The sequence below is a fragment of the Nostoc parmelioides FACHB-3921 genome, from assembly GCF_014696625.1.
In the GTDB taxonomy this organism is placed as follows: domain Bacteria; phylum Cyanobacteriota; class Cyanobacteriia; order Cyanobacteriales; family Nostocaceae; genus Trichormus; species Trichormus parmelioides.
Genome location: NZ_JACJQL010000033.1, coordinates 23,096 through 38,978 on the forward strand (window position 1 = coordinate 23,096; position 15,883 = coordinate 38,978).

Annotated in this window: 10 protein-coding genes; 4 read left to right on the plus strand and 6 right to left on the minus strand. The window is 38.5% G+C overall.

All coding sequences use genetic code 11. From position 1 onward, the window contains the following. The first annotated feature begins 181 nt into the window (after window positions 1-181). From H6G14_RS20065 to H6G14_RS20075, 3 genes are all read left to right on the plus strand, one after another. Window positions 182-613 (plus strand): response regulator, encoded by a 432-nt coding sequence (locus tag H6G14_RS20065; RefSeq protein ID WP_190569106.1) that lies wholly within the window; start codon window positions 182-184, stop codon window positions 611-613. A 228-nt stretch (window positions 614-841) separates the two neighbouring features. Then, window positions 842-2,173 (plus strand): ATP-binding response regulator, encoded by a 1,332-nt coding sequence (locus tag H6G14_RS20070; RefSeq protein ID WP_190569070.1) that lies wholly within the window; start codon window positions 842-844, stop codon window positions 2,171-2,173. A gap of 27 nt (window positions 2,174-2,200) precedes the next feature. Further along, window positions 2,201-3,310 carry a hybrid sensor histidine kinase/response regulator gene (locus H6G14_RS20075; RefSeq protein WP_190569071.1) on the plus strand — a complete coding sequence of 370 codons (1,110 nt, stop codon included), beginning with the start codon at window positions 2,201-2,203 and terminating at the stop codon, window positions 3,308-3,310. Window positions 3,311-3,586: 276 nt separating this feature from the next. Here H6G14_RS20075 and H6G14_RS20080 read toward each other — a convergent pair whose 3' ends face one another. From H6G14_RS20080 to H6G14_RS20095, 4 genes are all read right to left on the minus strand, one after another. Next, window positions 3,587-3,763, minus strand: coding sequence for a hypothetical protein (locus H6G14_RS20080; protein WP_190569072.1), 177 nt, complete (start codon window positions 3,761-3,763; stop codon window positions 3,587-3,589). Between the two features lie 238 nt (window positions 3,764-4,001). Further along, window positions 4,002-5,768 (minus strand): peptide ABC transporter substrate-binding protein, encoded by a 1,767-nt coding sequence (locus H6G14_RS20085; protein WP_190569073.1) that lies wholly within the window; start codon window positions 5,766-5,768, stop codon window positions 4,002-4,004. 657 nt (window positions 5,769-6,425) lie between these two features. Continuing rightward, window positions 6,426-11,078 carry a GAF domain-containing protein gene (locus tag H6G14_RS20090; RefSeq protein WP_190569074.1) on the minus strand — a complete coding sequence of 1,551 codons (4,653 nt, stop codon included), beginning with the start codon at window positions 11,076-11,078 and terminating at the stop codon, window positions 6,426-6,428. 36 nt (window positions 11,079-11,114) lie between these two features. Beyond that, window positions 11,115-11,531, minus strand: a complete 417-nt coding sequence (locus H6G14_RS20095; RefSeq protein ID WP_190569075.1) for an ATP-binding protein — start codon at window positions 11,529-11,531, stop codon at window positions 11,115-11,117. A gap of 149 nt (window positions 11,532-11,680) precedes the next feature. Between H6G14_RS20095 and H6G14_RS20100 the strand changes: the two genes are divergently transcribed. Then, entirely contained in the window at window positions 11,681-12,871 is a 1,191-nt protein-coding gene (locus H6G14_RS20100) for a SpoIIE family protein phosphatase (RefSeq protein ID WP_190569076.1), read from the plus strand. A 24-nt stretch (window positions 12,872-12,895) separates the two neighbouring features. Here H6G14_RS20100 and H6G14_RS20105 read toward each other — a convergent pair whose 3' ends face one another. Then, the gene (locus H6G14_RS20105) at window positions 12,896-13,234 is read right to left on the minus strand and encodes an STAS domain-containing protein (protein WP_190569077.1); all 339 of its coding nucleotides are present in this window, start codon (window positions 13,232-13,234) and stop codon (window positions 12,896-12,898) included. A gap of 623 nt (window positions 13,235-13,857) precedes the next feature. Continuing rightward, on the minus strand, window positions 13,858-15,864 hold the full coding sequence (locus H6G14_RS20110) for a glycosyltransferase (protein WP_190569107.1): 2,007 nt from the start codon (window positions 15,862-15,864) through the stop codon (window positions 13,858-13,860). Window positions 15,865-15,883 lie beyond the last annotated feature (19 nt).

The window sequence follows — 15,883 nt, forward strand, 5'->3', positions numbered from 1 at the left end:
GCCTAAATTGCACAACTACTAATCAGGGCTGTTAACTGTTGACCGTTAACAGTCAACGGCCAACAGCCCTCACTATGGATTATCCAACTTAAAGGCAGAACAGCTTACTAATTACTAATTCATGAATAATTATTCACGAATTAGCGATCCTCCTATAAAAAGCATAGTTTCTATACAAAAAATGCAGGAAAGAGTGATTAACATACTATTAGTGGAGGATGATGAAGTTGATGTTATGAATGTCAAACGAGCATTCCAAAAAGTTAATATCACTAATCCTATTTACTTAGCAGATAATGGCTTAGAGGCTTTAAAAATTTTGCGTGGTGATCATGCTCAAACGCCAAAGTTTACCAATGAGCGTCGTCTAATTCTGCTAGACTTAAATATGCCTAAAATGGGTGGTATTGAATTCTTGCAAAAATTAAGAGCCGACCCCCAACTACGACTAACTCCCGTAGTTGTGATGACGACATCAAACCAGGATAAAGACCGTGTAGAAGCTTACAACTTAAACGTTGCTGGTTATATCCTCAAGCCTGTAACATTCTCTAATTTTGTAGAAATAATAGCAGCACTCAATAAATATTGGGTATTCTGTGAAATGCCTTAGTCGGTCTGACTATAGTAGTTTTAACTTATATGAATTATCTCCTATTAGGTTGTTCTAAACAAAATGAGAAACACTGATTTTTATGTTTGATATTGAGAATCAGACCTGCTCAATTCAAATATGAAAACTAACAAAGACTATATTCAAGAAAATCAAATTTTTAATTGAACAATTTAAAATCAGAAATGTTTGAAATCAACCTGTATTTGGCAGCAAATATAAAAACCGATGGAAGAGACGCTAAAGATTTTGGTTGTAGACGATGATGAAGTAGACCGTATGGCAGTCCGCCGTGCCTTGGTTAAAGCTGGGGTACGCATGGAAATGTCAGAGGTAGGTGACGGGAATACGGCGCTCTCCGTCTTAAGCAATACCTCTTTTGATTGTGCCTTTATCGACTATCGTTTACCCGACCAAGATGGTTTAAACTTAATCGAAACAATTCGTAGCTTAAATATCAAAATTCCTTTAGTAGTTTTGACTTCTCAAGGTGATGAACAAATTGCCGTGGAGTTAATGAAAGCCGGTGCAACAGATTACCTATCTAAATTTAGAATTTCATCGGAAACCTTAGCTCAAGTTTTACGCAATGCGATACGGCTTTATCGTGCGGAAATGCAGACTGCTATCGCCTACCAACAACTGAGAGAAAGTCATGAGCAACTGGTACGCAAAAATCAAGAATTAGAACGACAACGGCAACAAATCCAAATTCAAAACTTAAGGTTACTCGAAGCATCGCGGCTGAAATCTCAATTTCTCGCTACCATGTCCCATGAATTGAGGACACCAATGAACGCGATTATTGGTTTTTCCCAGATACTATTACGCCCTAAATTTGGCAATCTCACAGGTCAGCAAGCCGACATGGTAGAACGTATTCTGAATAATGGCAAACATTTACTGATGCTATTAAACGAAGTTTTAGACTTCTCCAAATTAGAAGAAGGAAGATTAGAACTGAAGCCAGAATTATTTGATTTAACGAAAGTTATTAACGCCGTAGTTATGGAAATGCGTTCTCTAGCTGAGGCAAAAAAGTTATCTTTGCTAGTGCAGATTGATTTACAAAATCCTTTGCTAGTGAATGATCCAGTAAGAATTAAACAAATTTTGATAAATTTATTATCTAATGCCATTAAGTTTACAGACTCTGGTAGTATTTGGATTAACGTTAAAGACTTACCAGGAAGTTGGATAGAAATCACAGTAAAAGATACAGGTATTGGCATAGCATCTAAAGATTTTAAATATATTTTTGAGGCTTTTAGACAAGTTGATCAAAGCATTACTCGCAAGTATCCAGGCACAGGTTTGGGATTAGCAATTATCAACTCATTAGTGCAAATGATGAGTGGTAAAATTTTCTTAGAAAGTGAATTGGGAGTAGGTTCAATTTTTACAATTACATTGCCAAGACAATTGCCCTTATCAAACTCATCCCTATCTTCATCATCTGTGCAAGATGCTAGGGAAATGATACAGCCAGATCACAAAGTACACCACCCTAAGGCTAAATCCAACCCAAACGCCAGAAAATATCATAATCTTAAGTTATAAATTTATATATATAACAAATTTATTATCATGTCTGTTGTGGAAAATCATAAAATCGATCGAATTTTGGCTGTTGACGACACTAAAGATAATCTGATTTTAGTGCAAACAATTTTAGAAAGCGAAGGCTATGAAATTGATTTAGCCAGTGATGGCATTTCAGCTTTGCAAAAAGTAGAACAGTCTCCACCGGATTTAATTTTATTAGATGTAATGATGCCGGGAATGGATGGTTATGAAGTGACGCGACGCATCCGCAATAACCCAGCCCTAAGTTATATACCAATATTGTTGATTACAGCTTTTCACGAATCGAGTGTTGTGGAAGGTTTGGACGTAGGCGCGGATGATTTCATTCGCAAACCATTTGATACAGATGAACTATTGGCTAGAGTGCGATCGCTCCTACGCCTCAAGCACAGTCTGGACGAACAAAAGAAAATGGCACGCCAAAGGGAAGACTTTGTGTCACGCCTGACCCACGATTTACGCACACCACTAGTAGCAGCCGATCGGATGTTGGACTTATTTCAACAAGAAGCTTTTTGCAAAATTTCGCCAGAAATGAAACAGGCGATCGCTGTCATGATTCGCAGCAACCAAAATTTGATGCAAATGGTTAATACCTTGCTTGAAGTTTATCGCTTTGAAGCCGGTAAGAAAACATTAAATTATGAAACCTGCAACTTAAAAGAAATCGCTCAGGAAGTAGTTAGCGAACTCACAACTCTAACTAATGAAAAAGGTATCACCTTAAAAATAGATAGTAGTCACATAGATAACTTAGGCGAAAAAGCAGGTATAGTCATGGGCGATACCCTCGAACTACGCCGAGTGTTATACAACTTAGTAGCAAATGCCATCAAGTTTACAGACACTGGCGGCATTGAAATTCGCTTTTTTGAACCCAATAGTCATTGGTTAACAATTGAAATCGAAGATACTGGTTATGGTATTGCGCCCGAAGACCAAGTAACCATTTTTGAGCGCTTTCGTCAGGGAAGAAATAAACGCTCAGGTAGTGGTTTAGGTCTGCATTTATCCAGTCGTATTGTTGAAGCGCACGAAGGTATGATTAGTTTGGTTTCTGAAGTAGGTAAAGGTAGTAAATTCACAGTCCAACTACCTAAAAATATTTGACGAGGAATTTCTCTGACTTCTGAAATTAAGTTATGGTCATTTAAAAAAAATGCAATAAATACTATAGTAGAAGGGTATGAAATCACCCCTCTACTATCATCTACTTGCAGACAGGATTATGGAATTTGGTGTATAGCTGTAGCCAGATAGATCAAGATATCAAGCTAAGATAAAATCCTGAAAATTAAAGGATTTATAATCTGTCAACAGTCAACAGTCAACAGTCAACAATCAACAGTCAACAGTCAACAGTCAACACAGCTATAATTAACAGGTTTATTCACGGCGACAATCGTAGCAATAGCGACAGAAGTATCTATTTCTTCTCTCACCTCTATCACCTCGCTCCCCTCGGAATTCTTCATCTCTACGGTCTTGACCTCCAGCCAGAAATTGTTGTTCTTCGACGGATAAATCTATGAGTAAATCCGTTGCAAAAGTTTGAGTTGACATGATCGTTAGCCTCACTTACGTTAATAGGTGAATAACACCTATGGTTTTATATAAGTAAGAATTTGCCGAGATTAAATTATACCCAAGCTAGAAATTAGAAAATTGAATTTCTAGCTTGAGATTGATGTAATAAGTAATGAGTAATACCAATTTTCTATGAAGTTGCACCCAATAAATGATGTAGAGACTTTGCACGCAAAGTCTCTACAGTTCAGAATAAAGCACTGTAATTATCCAATTACTTATTACTAAGAGGCTGGATTTGCCGCCAATCTTTAATATTCCACGTATCGGTATCCCAAGGAGTCAAGTCTACACCGACTAGTCTATTGCTCACACCATTAACATCAGCACGGGCAATCAAGGGAATTAGAGCAATATCTTTGAATAGCAAATCATTCATCTGAATAAATAGCTGCCGACGTTTTTCAGGATTTAATTCTGTGTTGGACTGTTGCCAGAGCTTGTCATATTCAGGATTACAATAACGTGAATAATTAGATTTTGACCAGTTATTCTTTTTTTGGGGAATTTCGCTACAAGTAAAGCCTTTCATATAAGCACCAGGGTCTACATTAGTATTACCTGTACTAAACATTTGTAAATCAGCTTGAAACCTTCCCAATGTGTCTGGGTTCGATGGGTCTCCAGAAAAGAAGATACTACCATCAATACTTTTTAGTTCCACCCCGACACCAATAGCGGTTAATCCTTGTTTAATAATTTCCTGAGTTTTCTGCCTCACTGGATTTACAGATGTCTGAAGCAAAACATTCATCTCTACACCATTTTTGTCTCGAATACCATTACCATTTGTATCTTTCCATCCAGCTTCTTCTAATAAATCAGTAGCTTTTTTGGGGCTAAATTCATATTTAGTATTAGGTGAGTTATAAATCTCTGGTGCTAATAAAATATTGGCGGCAGGACGACCACTAGAACCATATAATTGTTGATTTATTGTGTCCCGATCAATCGCATAGTTAAATGCTTGACGCACTTTAATATCTTGAAAAAAGGGATGAGGAAATTCAGTACTGGAACGTTCGCCGTCTTTTGTTTGTTTATCAGGGTCGGTATGATTGATGGTAATCCGTTCTAAAAAAGAACCAAAACTAATCTGTAATTTGCCTTTGCCTGCTGCTTCTAGTTGCTTGAGAATTGGGGCTTCTACTTGCAAGTTCCAAGCGTAGTCTACATCTCCAGTTTGTAGTACTGCTCTAGCGGCTGATGTTGCATCACCACCACCCTTGAGTTCTACTCGCTTAAAGAAAGGTTTATTAGCTTCACGGAACAGAGAATTAGCTTCATAGATAATGGTGTCACCTGGTTTAAATTCTGCGACTTTATGAGGGCCTGTACCTACAGGAATCAAATTACCTGGGGCTTCCCTGGCGTTACTACCGTTAAATTTCTCAAAAATGTGACGGGGAATAATCATTCCATTTAAGCCCACAAAAGGTAGTGACCAAGCTGGGTTAGGACTGTGGAAATTAATTTTGACAGTGTAATCATCGATGGCTTCGACGCTTTTCACGACTTCGTAATTAGCGGAAGTGGTAGCACCGACAGCCGGATTGGAGAGAAATTTGTAAGTAAATACCACATCCGCAGCCGTAAAAGGTTGACCATCAGACCATTTGACTCCTTGCTTGAGTTTCCAGGTAACTGATTTACCATCTTTGGCTATACCACCATTTTCTAGAGTAGGTTCCTCTGCGGCTAAAAACAGAACCAATTTACCGTCTTTATCGTGGCTGGCCAGGGGTTCATAGACGATACGGCTGGCTTCAAAGTCTTTAGATCCTTGGGCTAAGTGAGGATTGAGAATAGTTGGTGCTTGCCAATAGAGTAGACGTAAGTTTTCGCCTGCACTAGAGTTTGTTAGAGGTGTAGAAGTTGTAGGAGTTTCCGCCTGAGGAAAAGAACAACCAGCAAGGAAAAATATATTTAGTAACGACCAAGTAAAAATTTGACCCTGACGAAATTTATTCAAGATAACCATTTTGGATTTTCTCTAGCAGTATTAGTTATTGGCTGGATTGATTACAGCTGTGGTAACGGTAAATCATCAAACTTTAAATGTAATAAATGGTACTACTATTTTTGAATGTTGTTTTAAAATACTCAGAAATAGCGTTTTTTTATTTTGTCAGTTTTGGCATTTTGGCAACTGATGGAAAATCGCCTATGATAACTTGATGGGAATTGTGAGGATGGAAATGATTAACAGCCCAAGTACGGCATAGATCAACGTTCTTGTCGTTCACATCATTAATATTCCTTTCAATCTATTAAATTTTATTTTTCCTATTTTCCAGAGTCCAAGGTGTATTGCCACTTTCAAGCTACTTCGACGGGGTAAAACCCGTCTTTTTTTTGGTAATAAATGAAAAAAGCGGATTAAATTACCTTAAATGTAATTATTAATACTAATATCGGCTAAAATCAGGCTTTTTGGCGTTTAGCTACATCCTATAGGAAGATGCGATCGCCTCAAAATAACAGGTACATTATTTCGGGATGTTGTTATGCACTGGATTTATAGAAAGGTTTGGTGGTGAGCCAAACCTTTTTTTTGCACTGTGCGTCAGTTGTCACGAAGAGGAAAAGGAGCAGGGGGCAGGGAGATGAAGAGAATGTTTCCCCCTACCTCTTCCGGTTAAACAGTTTGGCTTCTATTTAAAAAAGCTTGAATTTGGTTGACAGCCTCTTCTAATTCTGTAATTAACTCCATGCTGCCTCTACGCTCTTGCTTGTTAGCCAGTTGTTCTAGCTTTTCAGCAGCTAAGTACATAGCTGTAGCTCCGAGATTGGTACTAGCGCCTTTAAGCTGATGGACTTGTTGAGCCATTTGTTGAAAGTCAGTGTTAGCGATCGCCTCTTTAGCTAACTCTAATCTAGTTCGGACATCCTCAACGAATATTTGCAACAAATGCAATTCAAATTCTGTATCGTTTTCGGAAAGTTGATGTAAGTGTTCCCAGTCAAGAGGAAGACTATGTCTATCAAACTCTACCGCCTGTCGTGCGTTTAGTATCAACTGGCACCAATATTCTAATGCTGTTGCCAATTGTTCTTTCATCACAGGCTTGCTCAAATAATCATTCATGCCGACATCTAGACACATTTGTTTGTCTTCTTTCATAGCATTAGCAGTCATCGCAATAATCACAGGGCGATGACCGCTAGCAAAGGAACTTTCTGCCCAACGATGAATTTCTTTCGTGGTTTCTAAACCATCAAGAATTGGCATCTGACAATCCATTAAAATCAAATCGTAGGGAATTTGTTTTATTAGTTGTAAAACCTCTTTACCATTAGCAGCAACATCAGCCGTATAACCAAGGCTTTGAAGTTGTTTAAGAGCCACTTTTTGGTTAACTAAATTATCCTCAGCCAGTAGGATTCTAGTTTTTTTGGAAACAGAACTTTGGGACTGGATAGCAGGAAAATTATGATTTTGGCTGTGATCTAAATTGTTATTTTCCAACTCTTGTCCCTTTACTTCCAATTTCTCTGCTGCCAATTGTGGCGGAGTTTTTAAAACACTCGTAATAGTGTCGAGCAACCGAGATGATTTTACGGGTTTGACCAAATAAGCAGCAAATCCAATCTTAATCGCCTGTTGCACTTCGTCACGTTGATTAGTAGAAGTAAGCATAATCAAAGGTATTGGCGGAATAGCAGAATTGGCCTTAATTTGTTTTCCCAAAGCCATCCCATCCATTTCCGGCATCTGCATATCGATTAAGATGACATCGTAGGGCTGGTTCTGCTGACAAGCTTCAATAATCATGCTTAGAGCAGCAACAGCTCTATCAGCTTGATCTACCTGCATTCCCCATCGACTAACTTGGTGATAGATAATTTTTCGATTAGTGGCGTGGTCATCCACCACCAGTAAACGACGATTGTTTAACAGTCCACAATCTTCTACAAAAGAAACAGGCTGGAGTTGTTTGGCGAAAGGAATTTCAAACCAAAATTTAGAACCTTTGCCTAACTGACTTTCTACGCCAATTTCTCCTCCCATTAACGTCACTAGTTGTTTGCATATTGCTAATCCCAAACCAGTACCACCATACTTACGTGTGGTGGAAGCATCTACTTGAGTAAAAGGGGTAAACAGTTTTTGTTGGTCTTCTAAAGTAATGCCCAGGCCACTATCTGTAACGGCAAAGTGGATGATAGCTGTAGTCGGAGTTTCCGATCGCAATTCTACTCGCATTACTACTTCCCCAAAACTAGTGAACTTGATAGCGTTGCCAATCAAGTTCATAAGAATTTGTCGCAAACGGCTAGCATCTCCTTGGAGTTGGATAGGAACGTGGCGATAGATTAAAGCAGCAATTTCTAATCCCTTACTATGAGCTTGGGGGGCTAATAAATCTAAAACTTCTTCCACACAGGTTGATAAATTAAAATTCAAATTTTCTAAAGCCATTTCCCCAGCCTCCAGTTTGGAGAGATCTAATATCTCGTTAATCAGAGTTAAAAGTGCATCGCCACTAATGCGAATAGTCTCCATAAAATCTCGCTGCTCTTGGTTGAGAAGAGTCTCTAGCATTAAACCAGTCATCCCCAATACAGCATTCATGGGTGTGCGGATTTCATGGCTCATATTCGCCAAAAAAACGCTTTTAGCATGAGAAGCTAATTCAGCCTGACTACGGGCAACTTCTAGTTCCTGTCGCTGTCGAGTTTCCACTTCTAAGAGTTGGGCTTGGGCTACAGCAATACCTACTTGGTCTGCTATTTGTCGTAAAAGATGGGTCTCAAAACTTGTCCATTGGCGGGAGTTAGCGCACTGATGGACAATTAGTAAACCACAGAGTTCATCTTTGACAAGGATAGGTATAACTAAATTCGCTTTAACTCCAAACTTTCTGAGTAATTCTAGATGACTTTGTTGAATCTCTGCCAAATCTAGGTTGGCGATCGCTTCTAGATGCCTCAGGCGATATTGTTGTAGACAATACTGTTGTTGATATTCTGTTTGCAAATAAAAATCAGTAATATTTTGTCCTTTAATTGCTGCCCAACCAGCAACGACTGCCTCAATAACCAGACTTCCAGAACCATCAGGCAGTAACTGATAAATTAAAACTCGATCAGTCTGGAGAATCTTTTGTACTTCTTTGACGGTGATTTGTAAGATTTCTTCGATTTGCAAAGATTGGCGAATTTTGAGGGTGATTTCTGTAAATAATTGCGATCGCAAGTTTTGCCGTTGCAGTTCCTCCTCTGCCTGTTTGCGATGGATAAACTGCCCTACTTGTTCGCCAATAGAATCCATGATTTTTGCCAAATCTGGGTCATGCGGCTGAACTTGATGACTAAAGCAGGTAATGACTCCCAGAATTTTTTGCCCACTCCGAATCGGAAAACCAAAAGCACCATGCAATCCTACTTGCGCTGCTAATTGGTTTCTCAGGAAGCTAGCATCATTGGCGATATCGGTTAGCCAAATTGGTTGACCACTAGCCCAAATCCGTCCTGGCAATCCAATCCCCGATGCAAACGTGATTGTCTGACTTTGGGTTTTAAACTCCTGTATTTCCAGAGATGGTTGATGCCACAGGTCGAAAAAACTCAAGAAATTCCCCTGCTGATTTACCATCCAAATTTCACAGACATTCCATCCCAAGGTTTCACATATGGCTTGCAAAATTTGGGGAGTAGCTTCGGTAATTGTTGTAGATTCTGCCAAGACACGGGTGATGGCATATTGAATTGTCAAATGCTTATCTGCACGTTTGCGCTCAGTAATATCAATGCCTGTACCAATAATGTATTCTACTGAGCCTTCATGGTTTTGCAGGATAGTTCTCGACCATGCAATTAAACGCCGATTACCATCTTTAGTTACCCAATAGTTTTCTGACTCCTGAACACTGGAGACTGTTGAATCCGTGGGTAACTTTGCAAAAGATGCTTTGCTTGGCTCTACGTCTTCAGGAAGCAAAAACAGATTCCAAAAATGCCTACCCCTGACCTCATCGAATGAGTAACCCGTTATCACCTCACAAGCTTGATTAAAGCGAACAATTCGCCCTTGGGAATCTAGGACGATGACTAAGGCACTGACTGTATCCAGTACTGCTGAAATAAAATTACGCTCTTCGTTGAGTATATTTTCCATCGACTGGCGGGCAATAACTTCACAATAAATTAGGTAGTAAACAACAGCGAGAATGATAAAACCGGAGACAGTAGCGATCGCCAAGATGACAGTAACTTTTTGCCCACTGGCTTTTACCGCTTGCAATTGCTGTTGAAGGCGCACCTTTTCCTCTTGCTCCATTTCACGCATCACTTTGCGGATGTCATCCATGAGAGTTTGCCCTTTATTGGATTGGATGACCTGTAATGCTGCCTGGAAGCCTCGATCCTGACGTAGTTTGACAGTTTGCTTCAGTTCGTTGATTTTGGCTGTAATCAGAGGTTTGAGTATGACAAGACGCTGTTGTTGAACTTGATTAACTGTGGCATTTCTCAGTTCCTCAAACTTCTGATCAATGTTTGCCAGGGCTATTTGATAAGGTTGCAGATAAAGGTCTTTTCCTGTCAAAATGTAACCGCGTTGTCCAGTTTCTGCATCCTTAATTTGAGACAGCAATTTTTCTAAGTTATTAATGCTTTCTTGGGTTATTTGGACTTGATTGCCATTATGAATTAATTCGATTTCAGCCTGATAGGAAGCCCAGCCAAGTAAGACTAAAATAACTGATGCTAACCCAAAGCCACTAGCAATCTTTTTGAAAAATAGACGACAGATGTTTTGTGCTTGTTTATTTTGATTATTTACCAGTGCTAAATTTGCTAAATTACGACGCAGTTCCAATTGCTTTATGACTTGGCGACCCAGAATTTGTAACGCCTCAATCTGTTCGGGACTTAAGTTTCTGGGTATGTAATCAATAACGCAAAGTGTTCCCAATGAATAGCCTTCAGGGTTAGTTAAAGGTACACCCGCATAAAATCGAATTTTAGGATCAGATATTACTAATGGATTTGTAGCAAAGCGTTCATCGGCTGTAGCATCAGTCACGATAAAGACTTCAGATTCTAAAATGGTATGAGTGCAAAATGCCTCATCTCTCGGTGTTTCTCGCCTCTCCAGTCCAACTTTTGCCTTGAACCATTGACGATTTTGGTCAATTAAGCTGATTAAAGCAATCGGAGTTCCACAAATATATGATGCTAAACGGGTGATATCATCAAATGCTGCTTCGGATGGAGTATCAAGAATTTTATATTCTAAAAGTGCTGCAATTCTCTGCACTTCGTTATCAGGTAATTGTGCTTTCATCTTTAATTACAGATGAGTTTGTGATAATAAAGAGGTTTAATAATATTTACGAATAAATAGACAGTAACGATTATCTGCTAGTTTTTCATACCTTAAATCATCGGCGATCGCTTCCATAATTTTTAAACCGCGACCGCGCTCTTGAATATTTTTTTCCAGTTCAGTCGTTTTTTTTAATCGCTGTTCTAAGTCAAAGGGTTCACCTTGAGACCATATACGTATTTCTATATAATCCTGTGTTCGTGAAACTTCTATCTCAATAGGTGTTTCTATTGGTAAATTTTTGTGTGAATGTTCAACAATATTAACAAATCCCTCCATTAGTAATGTTTGACATTGCCACCAGATTTGCTGATGAGAAATAACTGGTTGATTTATCTGCTCGAACCACGACAACACCTTAGCCGAGGCTGACAAGTCCGTAGTTAATTTTAAATAGATTTTATTATTCACTTCTTAGAGAAAACTAGACTTAAATTAAGCATACACAATGATCATTTTATTTAATTTGAGTATTTTCACTGTACATTATCAACTCGATTATAGTTAAGTTGAAATAAATATCTTACTTAATTGAAATTATATTTATTAGCCCATCACCTATGGTAAAAATTTTAGTTATTGATGATGATCCGGTTGTGCGGACGGTGCTAAAAAGAACGCTTGAGAATCAGGGCTACGAAACTACTGTCGTCAATAATGGGGAGGAAGGAATTATTCAAGCAAAACTCCTCCGTCCCGCATTGATTATTTGTGATTGGGTGATGTCTGGGTTAGATGGGTTGGAAGTATGTCGTCAAATTAAAGCAAATCCAGAGTTAGCAACTAGTTTTTTTATTTTGTTAACTGCTAAGGGAGCAGCACCAGGAGAGGAGAAAGACAGAGTTAAAGGACTAGATGCTGGAGCTGATGAGTTTATCTCTAAACCAATCGAAATGATTGAATTAAAAGCGCGGGTAAGAGCAGGACTCAGGTTATATCAACTCAATCAGGATTTACAAACCCAAAAGCAAACTTTAGAAATACTCAACCATGATTTACAAACCCAAAAACAAACTTTAGAAGCAGACTTAGCCGAAGCTGCTGATTATGTGCGATCGCTTTTACCCAAACCCCTGGAAGGAAAAGTAAATACAGAAGCTTTATTTATTCCTTCAACCCAGTTGGGGGGTGATTGCTTCGATTATTACTGGCTGGATGACGAGCATTTGGCAATTTATCTATTGGATGTATCAGGACATGGAATAGGTTCTGCTTTATTATCTGTCTCTATCTTGAATATTCTGCGATCGCAATCTTTACCTAAGACTAATTTCTACAAGCCTAGAGAAGTTTTAAAGGCGTTAAATCATGCTTTCCAGATGGCAAATCACGGTGATAAATACTTCACAATTTGGTATGGAGTTTATCACTGTATTCAACATCGACTTGTCTATGCTAGCGCCGGACATCCCCCGGCTGTAATTCTATCTGGTACACCTGAAACTGGTTTTCAAGTTAAACGACTCAATTCTCTAGATTTACCTATAGGATTTTTACCTGATGTGCAATTTGAGGATGCTGTCTGGGAAGTGAAAAAAGACAGCACTCTTTATATATTTAGTGATGGCGCTTATGAAATTAGAGAGCCAGATGGCAACATTTTAGGACTCGATGCTTTTATTGAAATACTAACTAACTCTAGCCAGGCAGAACCATGTAATATTCATTATGTATTAATGCAAATAATGACCTTAAATATTCAACAGATACTTGAAGATGATTTATCATTATTAAAAATTACTTTGACTTAATAGCATAATGTTGAATTATTTTAATTATGAAATAGCTCTTGTAGCAGTCAGTATTTGCCGTTTAAAGTCATCTTGATCGATAAAGGTTTGGAAAATTCTATCCATTTTAGTTAATTCAAATAACATCTTAACTTGGTCATTCATTGAGCAGATAAAAAGTTGGGAATTAATAGAGCGTAACATTTGCATTGCTGACACTAAAGAGCCTAATCCAGAACTATCCATAAAGGTGACCGCATTCATGTCTAGCAAAAAAATATTGTTACCATCAACAATCAATTCGCTAATTTCACGACGTAGTTGATTACCCCTAATTCCATCTAAAATTCCCGATAATTCAATGATTTGAAAGTTTGTATTCATAAGCCAGTTTTTTCTGTAAATAAATTGTTAAAGTACCATTACTGTACTATTTAATTTTTGAGTTAAATATAGGCATTGAACAGCATACTAATAATTATATTTTCATATGCAATCTCACGGTGTAACAATAATTGCATTGATTTATACATTCTGGCATTATTATATTGAAACGGCAAGGTAGTTAACTATGCAAAAGTAAAATTTAACAAAAATATTAAAATCATAATTATTGAACAAATTTAACTTTAACTATATATAGGACTCATACTTGATTTTTCAAATACACGTAGGGTGGGCATTCCCCACCATCTCATGGTTTTGGTGGGCATTACAGATACTGAGAATTTTATGCGCTAGCGCAGGCTACGCCAACAGAAATCAAATCGGATTCCTATATGAGGTTGCACATAATATAAAATCCGTTGATTTATCCGCGTTTCTCTGTCTTGAAAAGTTTCCTACGGAGGGAAACCCTCCTACAGAGCTTTTCGCTGCGTGCATCTGCGTTCAATTATTCTATGCAGCTTCATATTAATTAAGATAAACTCCCGACAATAAAAAAGTTCCCAATCTGTTAACAGTCAACAATCAACAGCAATCATGATGAATTGTGCAACTTAAAACTAGAGTAGCTTACCCATCTTTGAATGATCTTTTGGTAGTTGCCAAACGGATGCACGAATGATGCCTGATAAAAGTAGCAAGTTATAGACAGCCCAAGAACTATTGAGTAGGTTAACCCAAGGGTGATTGAGATGACCAATCACCAATCTATAAAGGCTCCATATTATTCCTATCATAGTCAGAAAAAAGAAGATTAATTGTGGCCAAATCATTTGCAGATAAATTCCTGACTGTCGTTGTTTAGGTGTAACTTGAAAGTTAATTTTTTGTCCAGTGAATACACTCCAAACAGCTTGAATAAATATGGGAAATAAAGCGATCGCATATTGTTCAGAACGCCAAATTTCACTAGCTGGAATGCCCCATATTGCCACAATAAAGGTTAGACGATTGATGATAAACGTGGGGAAGAAATGTAGAATAAAATCAATACCGTATGTTTTTACAGGAGCAATTTCTGTAAAAAAATAGATAATTGGGCAAGAAATAAAAATAAGTGTAGCAAAACCAGAAAAATAACTATACATAGTCTTAAAATATTGCAGACGTTGGCAAAACGTGAGTCCTTGTTTCCTGAGTGGGTTTTCTTGAACTAGTACTTGGATTGTTCCTTGCGCCCAACGTAGTCTTTGTTTCAAAGTAGAACTGAGGTCATCAGGTGCTAAACCTTCTGCCAAAAGTTCATGATGATAAACCGATTTCCAACCAGCACCATGTAGACGCATAGCGGTATTCATATCTTCTGTAATACTGTTGCTAGATAAGCCACCGACCAATTGAAATTCATCTAATCGTTTTTCATCTTTGGTAAAATCATCAGCAAAATATTGTAGTCCCACGTTAATTAAAGCCTCACGTCGCAAAATGGCATTAGTACCTGTATAAAATGCCGCATTCATCCCATCTTTACCCTGTTGTAGCGGCCCATAAAATAAACTGGCTCGATGCCCAAAGGGGTCGCCTGGGGGAAGATTATAAAAGTCCTGAGGTGTCTGTACAAAAGCAATGCGGTTCTGTTCGTATTTGCCATTAAACAGATTGTATGTGTAGAAATATGGCAAAATCCGTTTGAGAAATTGGGGTTTGGGAGTATGATCAGCGTCTAAAGTAAGAATAAATTCTCCCGAAGTTTCGCCAGAAAAAATTGCGTAATTGAGGTTTCCCGCTTTCGCATGGTGGGGTACACCCACAGGTTTGGGACGAGCAATATAACGCAATCTAGCAAGTTCGACCAATTCCAGTTCTTTTTGGCGAATGGCGGCTGTTAAAACTTGGCGTTCAGTTTTGAGTCGTTCAGTAACACTATGATGCTTGGGAGATAACCAACGAATAAACTGTTGCAAACTCTGCGCTAAAACTTCAGTTGTGGTTTTGTCCTGGCTAGGAACTGATGACGATTTTGACAACCATTCTTCAGCCACTTGAATATTAGGGGTGAAACTTTCTAGATTTTGCAGACGTTCTACCAAGTGTGAGCGTTCTGCATCAATGCGGTTGGCTTCTTGCTGTAGTAGTGGTGACTGTAAATCTGCAATACATAACCTTTCCGTCATGGCTCGCATAGTGGGGGAATTACCATCATCCAAAACATAAACATACAACTTAGTTGGCGGATAATCTATGGCTAAAGCGGCTTGGGCTGTTTGTTCGACTATCTCCGGCGGTTCGTTGTAACAGGTGATAAAGACATCTACAATTGGCCAATCCGTTGGCGGTAGAGATGGAGTCAACTGGTCAAGTGACTTAATCTGCCGGACTAAAGGTCGCCATAAGCCAATGACAAACATCACTCCGCCAATGTAGCTATAAATTTCTGCCAGCAACAACGGAATCGAGAGCCATAACGCATCAAAATTGATGGAGTTGGTAATGCGCCATTGCAAATACCACAGACCAAAAATTAAATTGATTTCTGCGAGGTAACGAAATAGCAGTGTTCTTTTTTTGAGGGTGGAACGACTGTTGCCAGAAAAAGTTGGAGAGTCATTAATAGATATAAAAGTCATTTTGACAATGGTAATAAAA

Excerpts from the sequence above, each read along its gene's own strand:
- H6G14_RS20065 (WP_190569106.1), top strand. The coding sequence starts at position 182 with ATGCAGGAAAGAGTGATTAACATACTATTAGTGGAGGATGATGAAGTT.
- H6G14_RS20070 (WP_190569070.1), top strand. The coding sequence starts at position 842 with ATGGAAGAGACGCTAAAGATTTTGGTTGTAGACGATGATGAAGTAGAC.
- H6G14_RS20075 (WP_190569071.1), top strand. The coding sequence starts at position 2,201 with ATGTCTGTTGTGGAAAATCATAAAATCGATCGAATTTTGGCTGTTGAC.
- H6G14_RS20080 (WP_190569072.1), bottom strand. The coding sequence starts at position 3,763 with ATGTCAACTCAAACTTTTGCAACGGATTTACTCATAGATTTATCCGTC.
- H6G14_RS20085 (WP_190569073.1), bottom strand. The coding sequence starts at position 5,768 with ATGGTTATCTTGAATAAATTTCGTCAGGGTCAAATTTTTACTTGGTCG.
- H6G14_RS20090 (WP_190569074.1), bottom strand. The coding sequence starts at position 11,078 with ATGAAAGCACAATTACCTGATAACGAAGTGCAGAGAATTGCAGCACTT.
- H6G14_RS20100 (WP_190569076.1), top strand. The coding sequence starts at position 11,681 with ATGGTAAAAATTTTAGTTATTGATGATGATCCGGTTGTGCGGACGGTG.
- H6G14_RS20105 (WP_190569077.1), bottom strand. The coding sequence starts at position 13,234 with ATGAATACAAACTTTCAAATCATTGAATTATCGGGAATTTTAGATGGA.
- H6G14_RS20110 (WP_190569107.1), bottom strand. The coding sequence starts at position 15,864 with ATGACTTTTATATCTATTAATGACTCTCCAACTTTTTCTGGCAACAGT.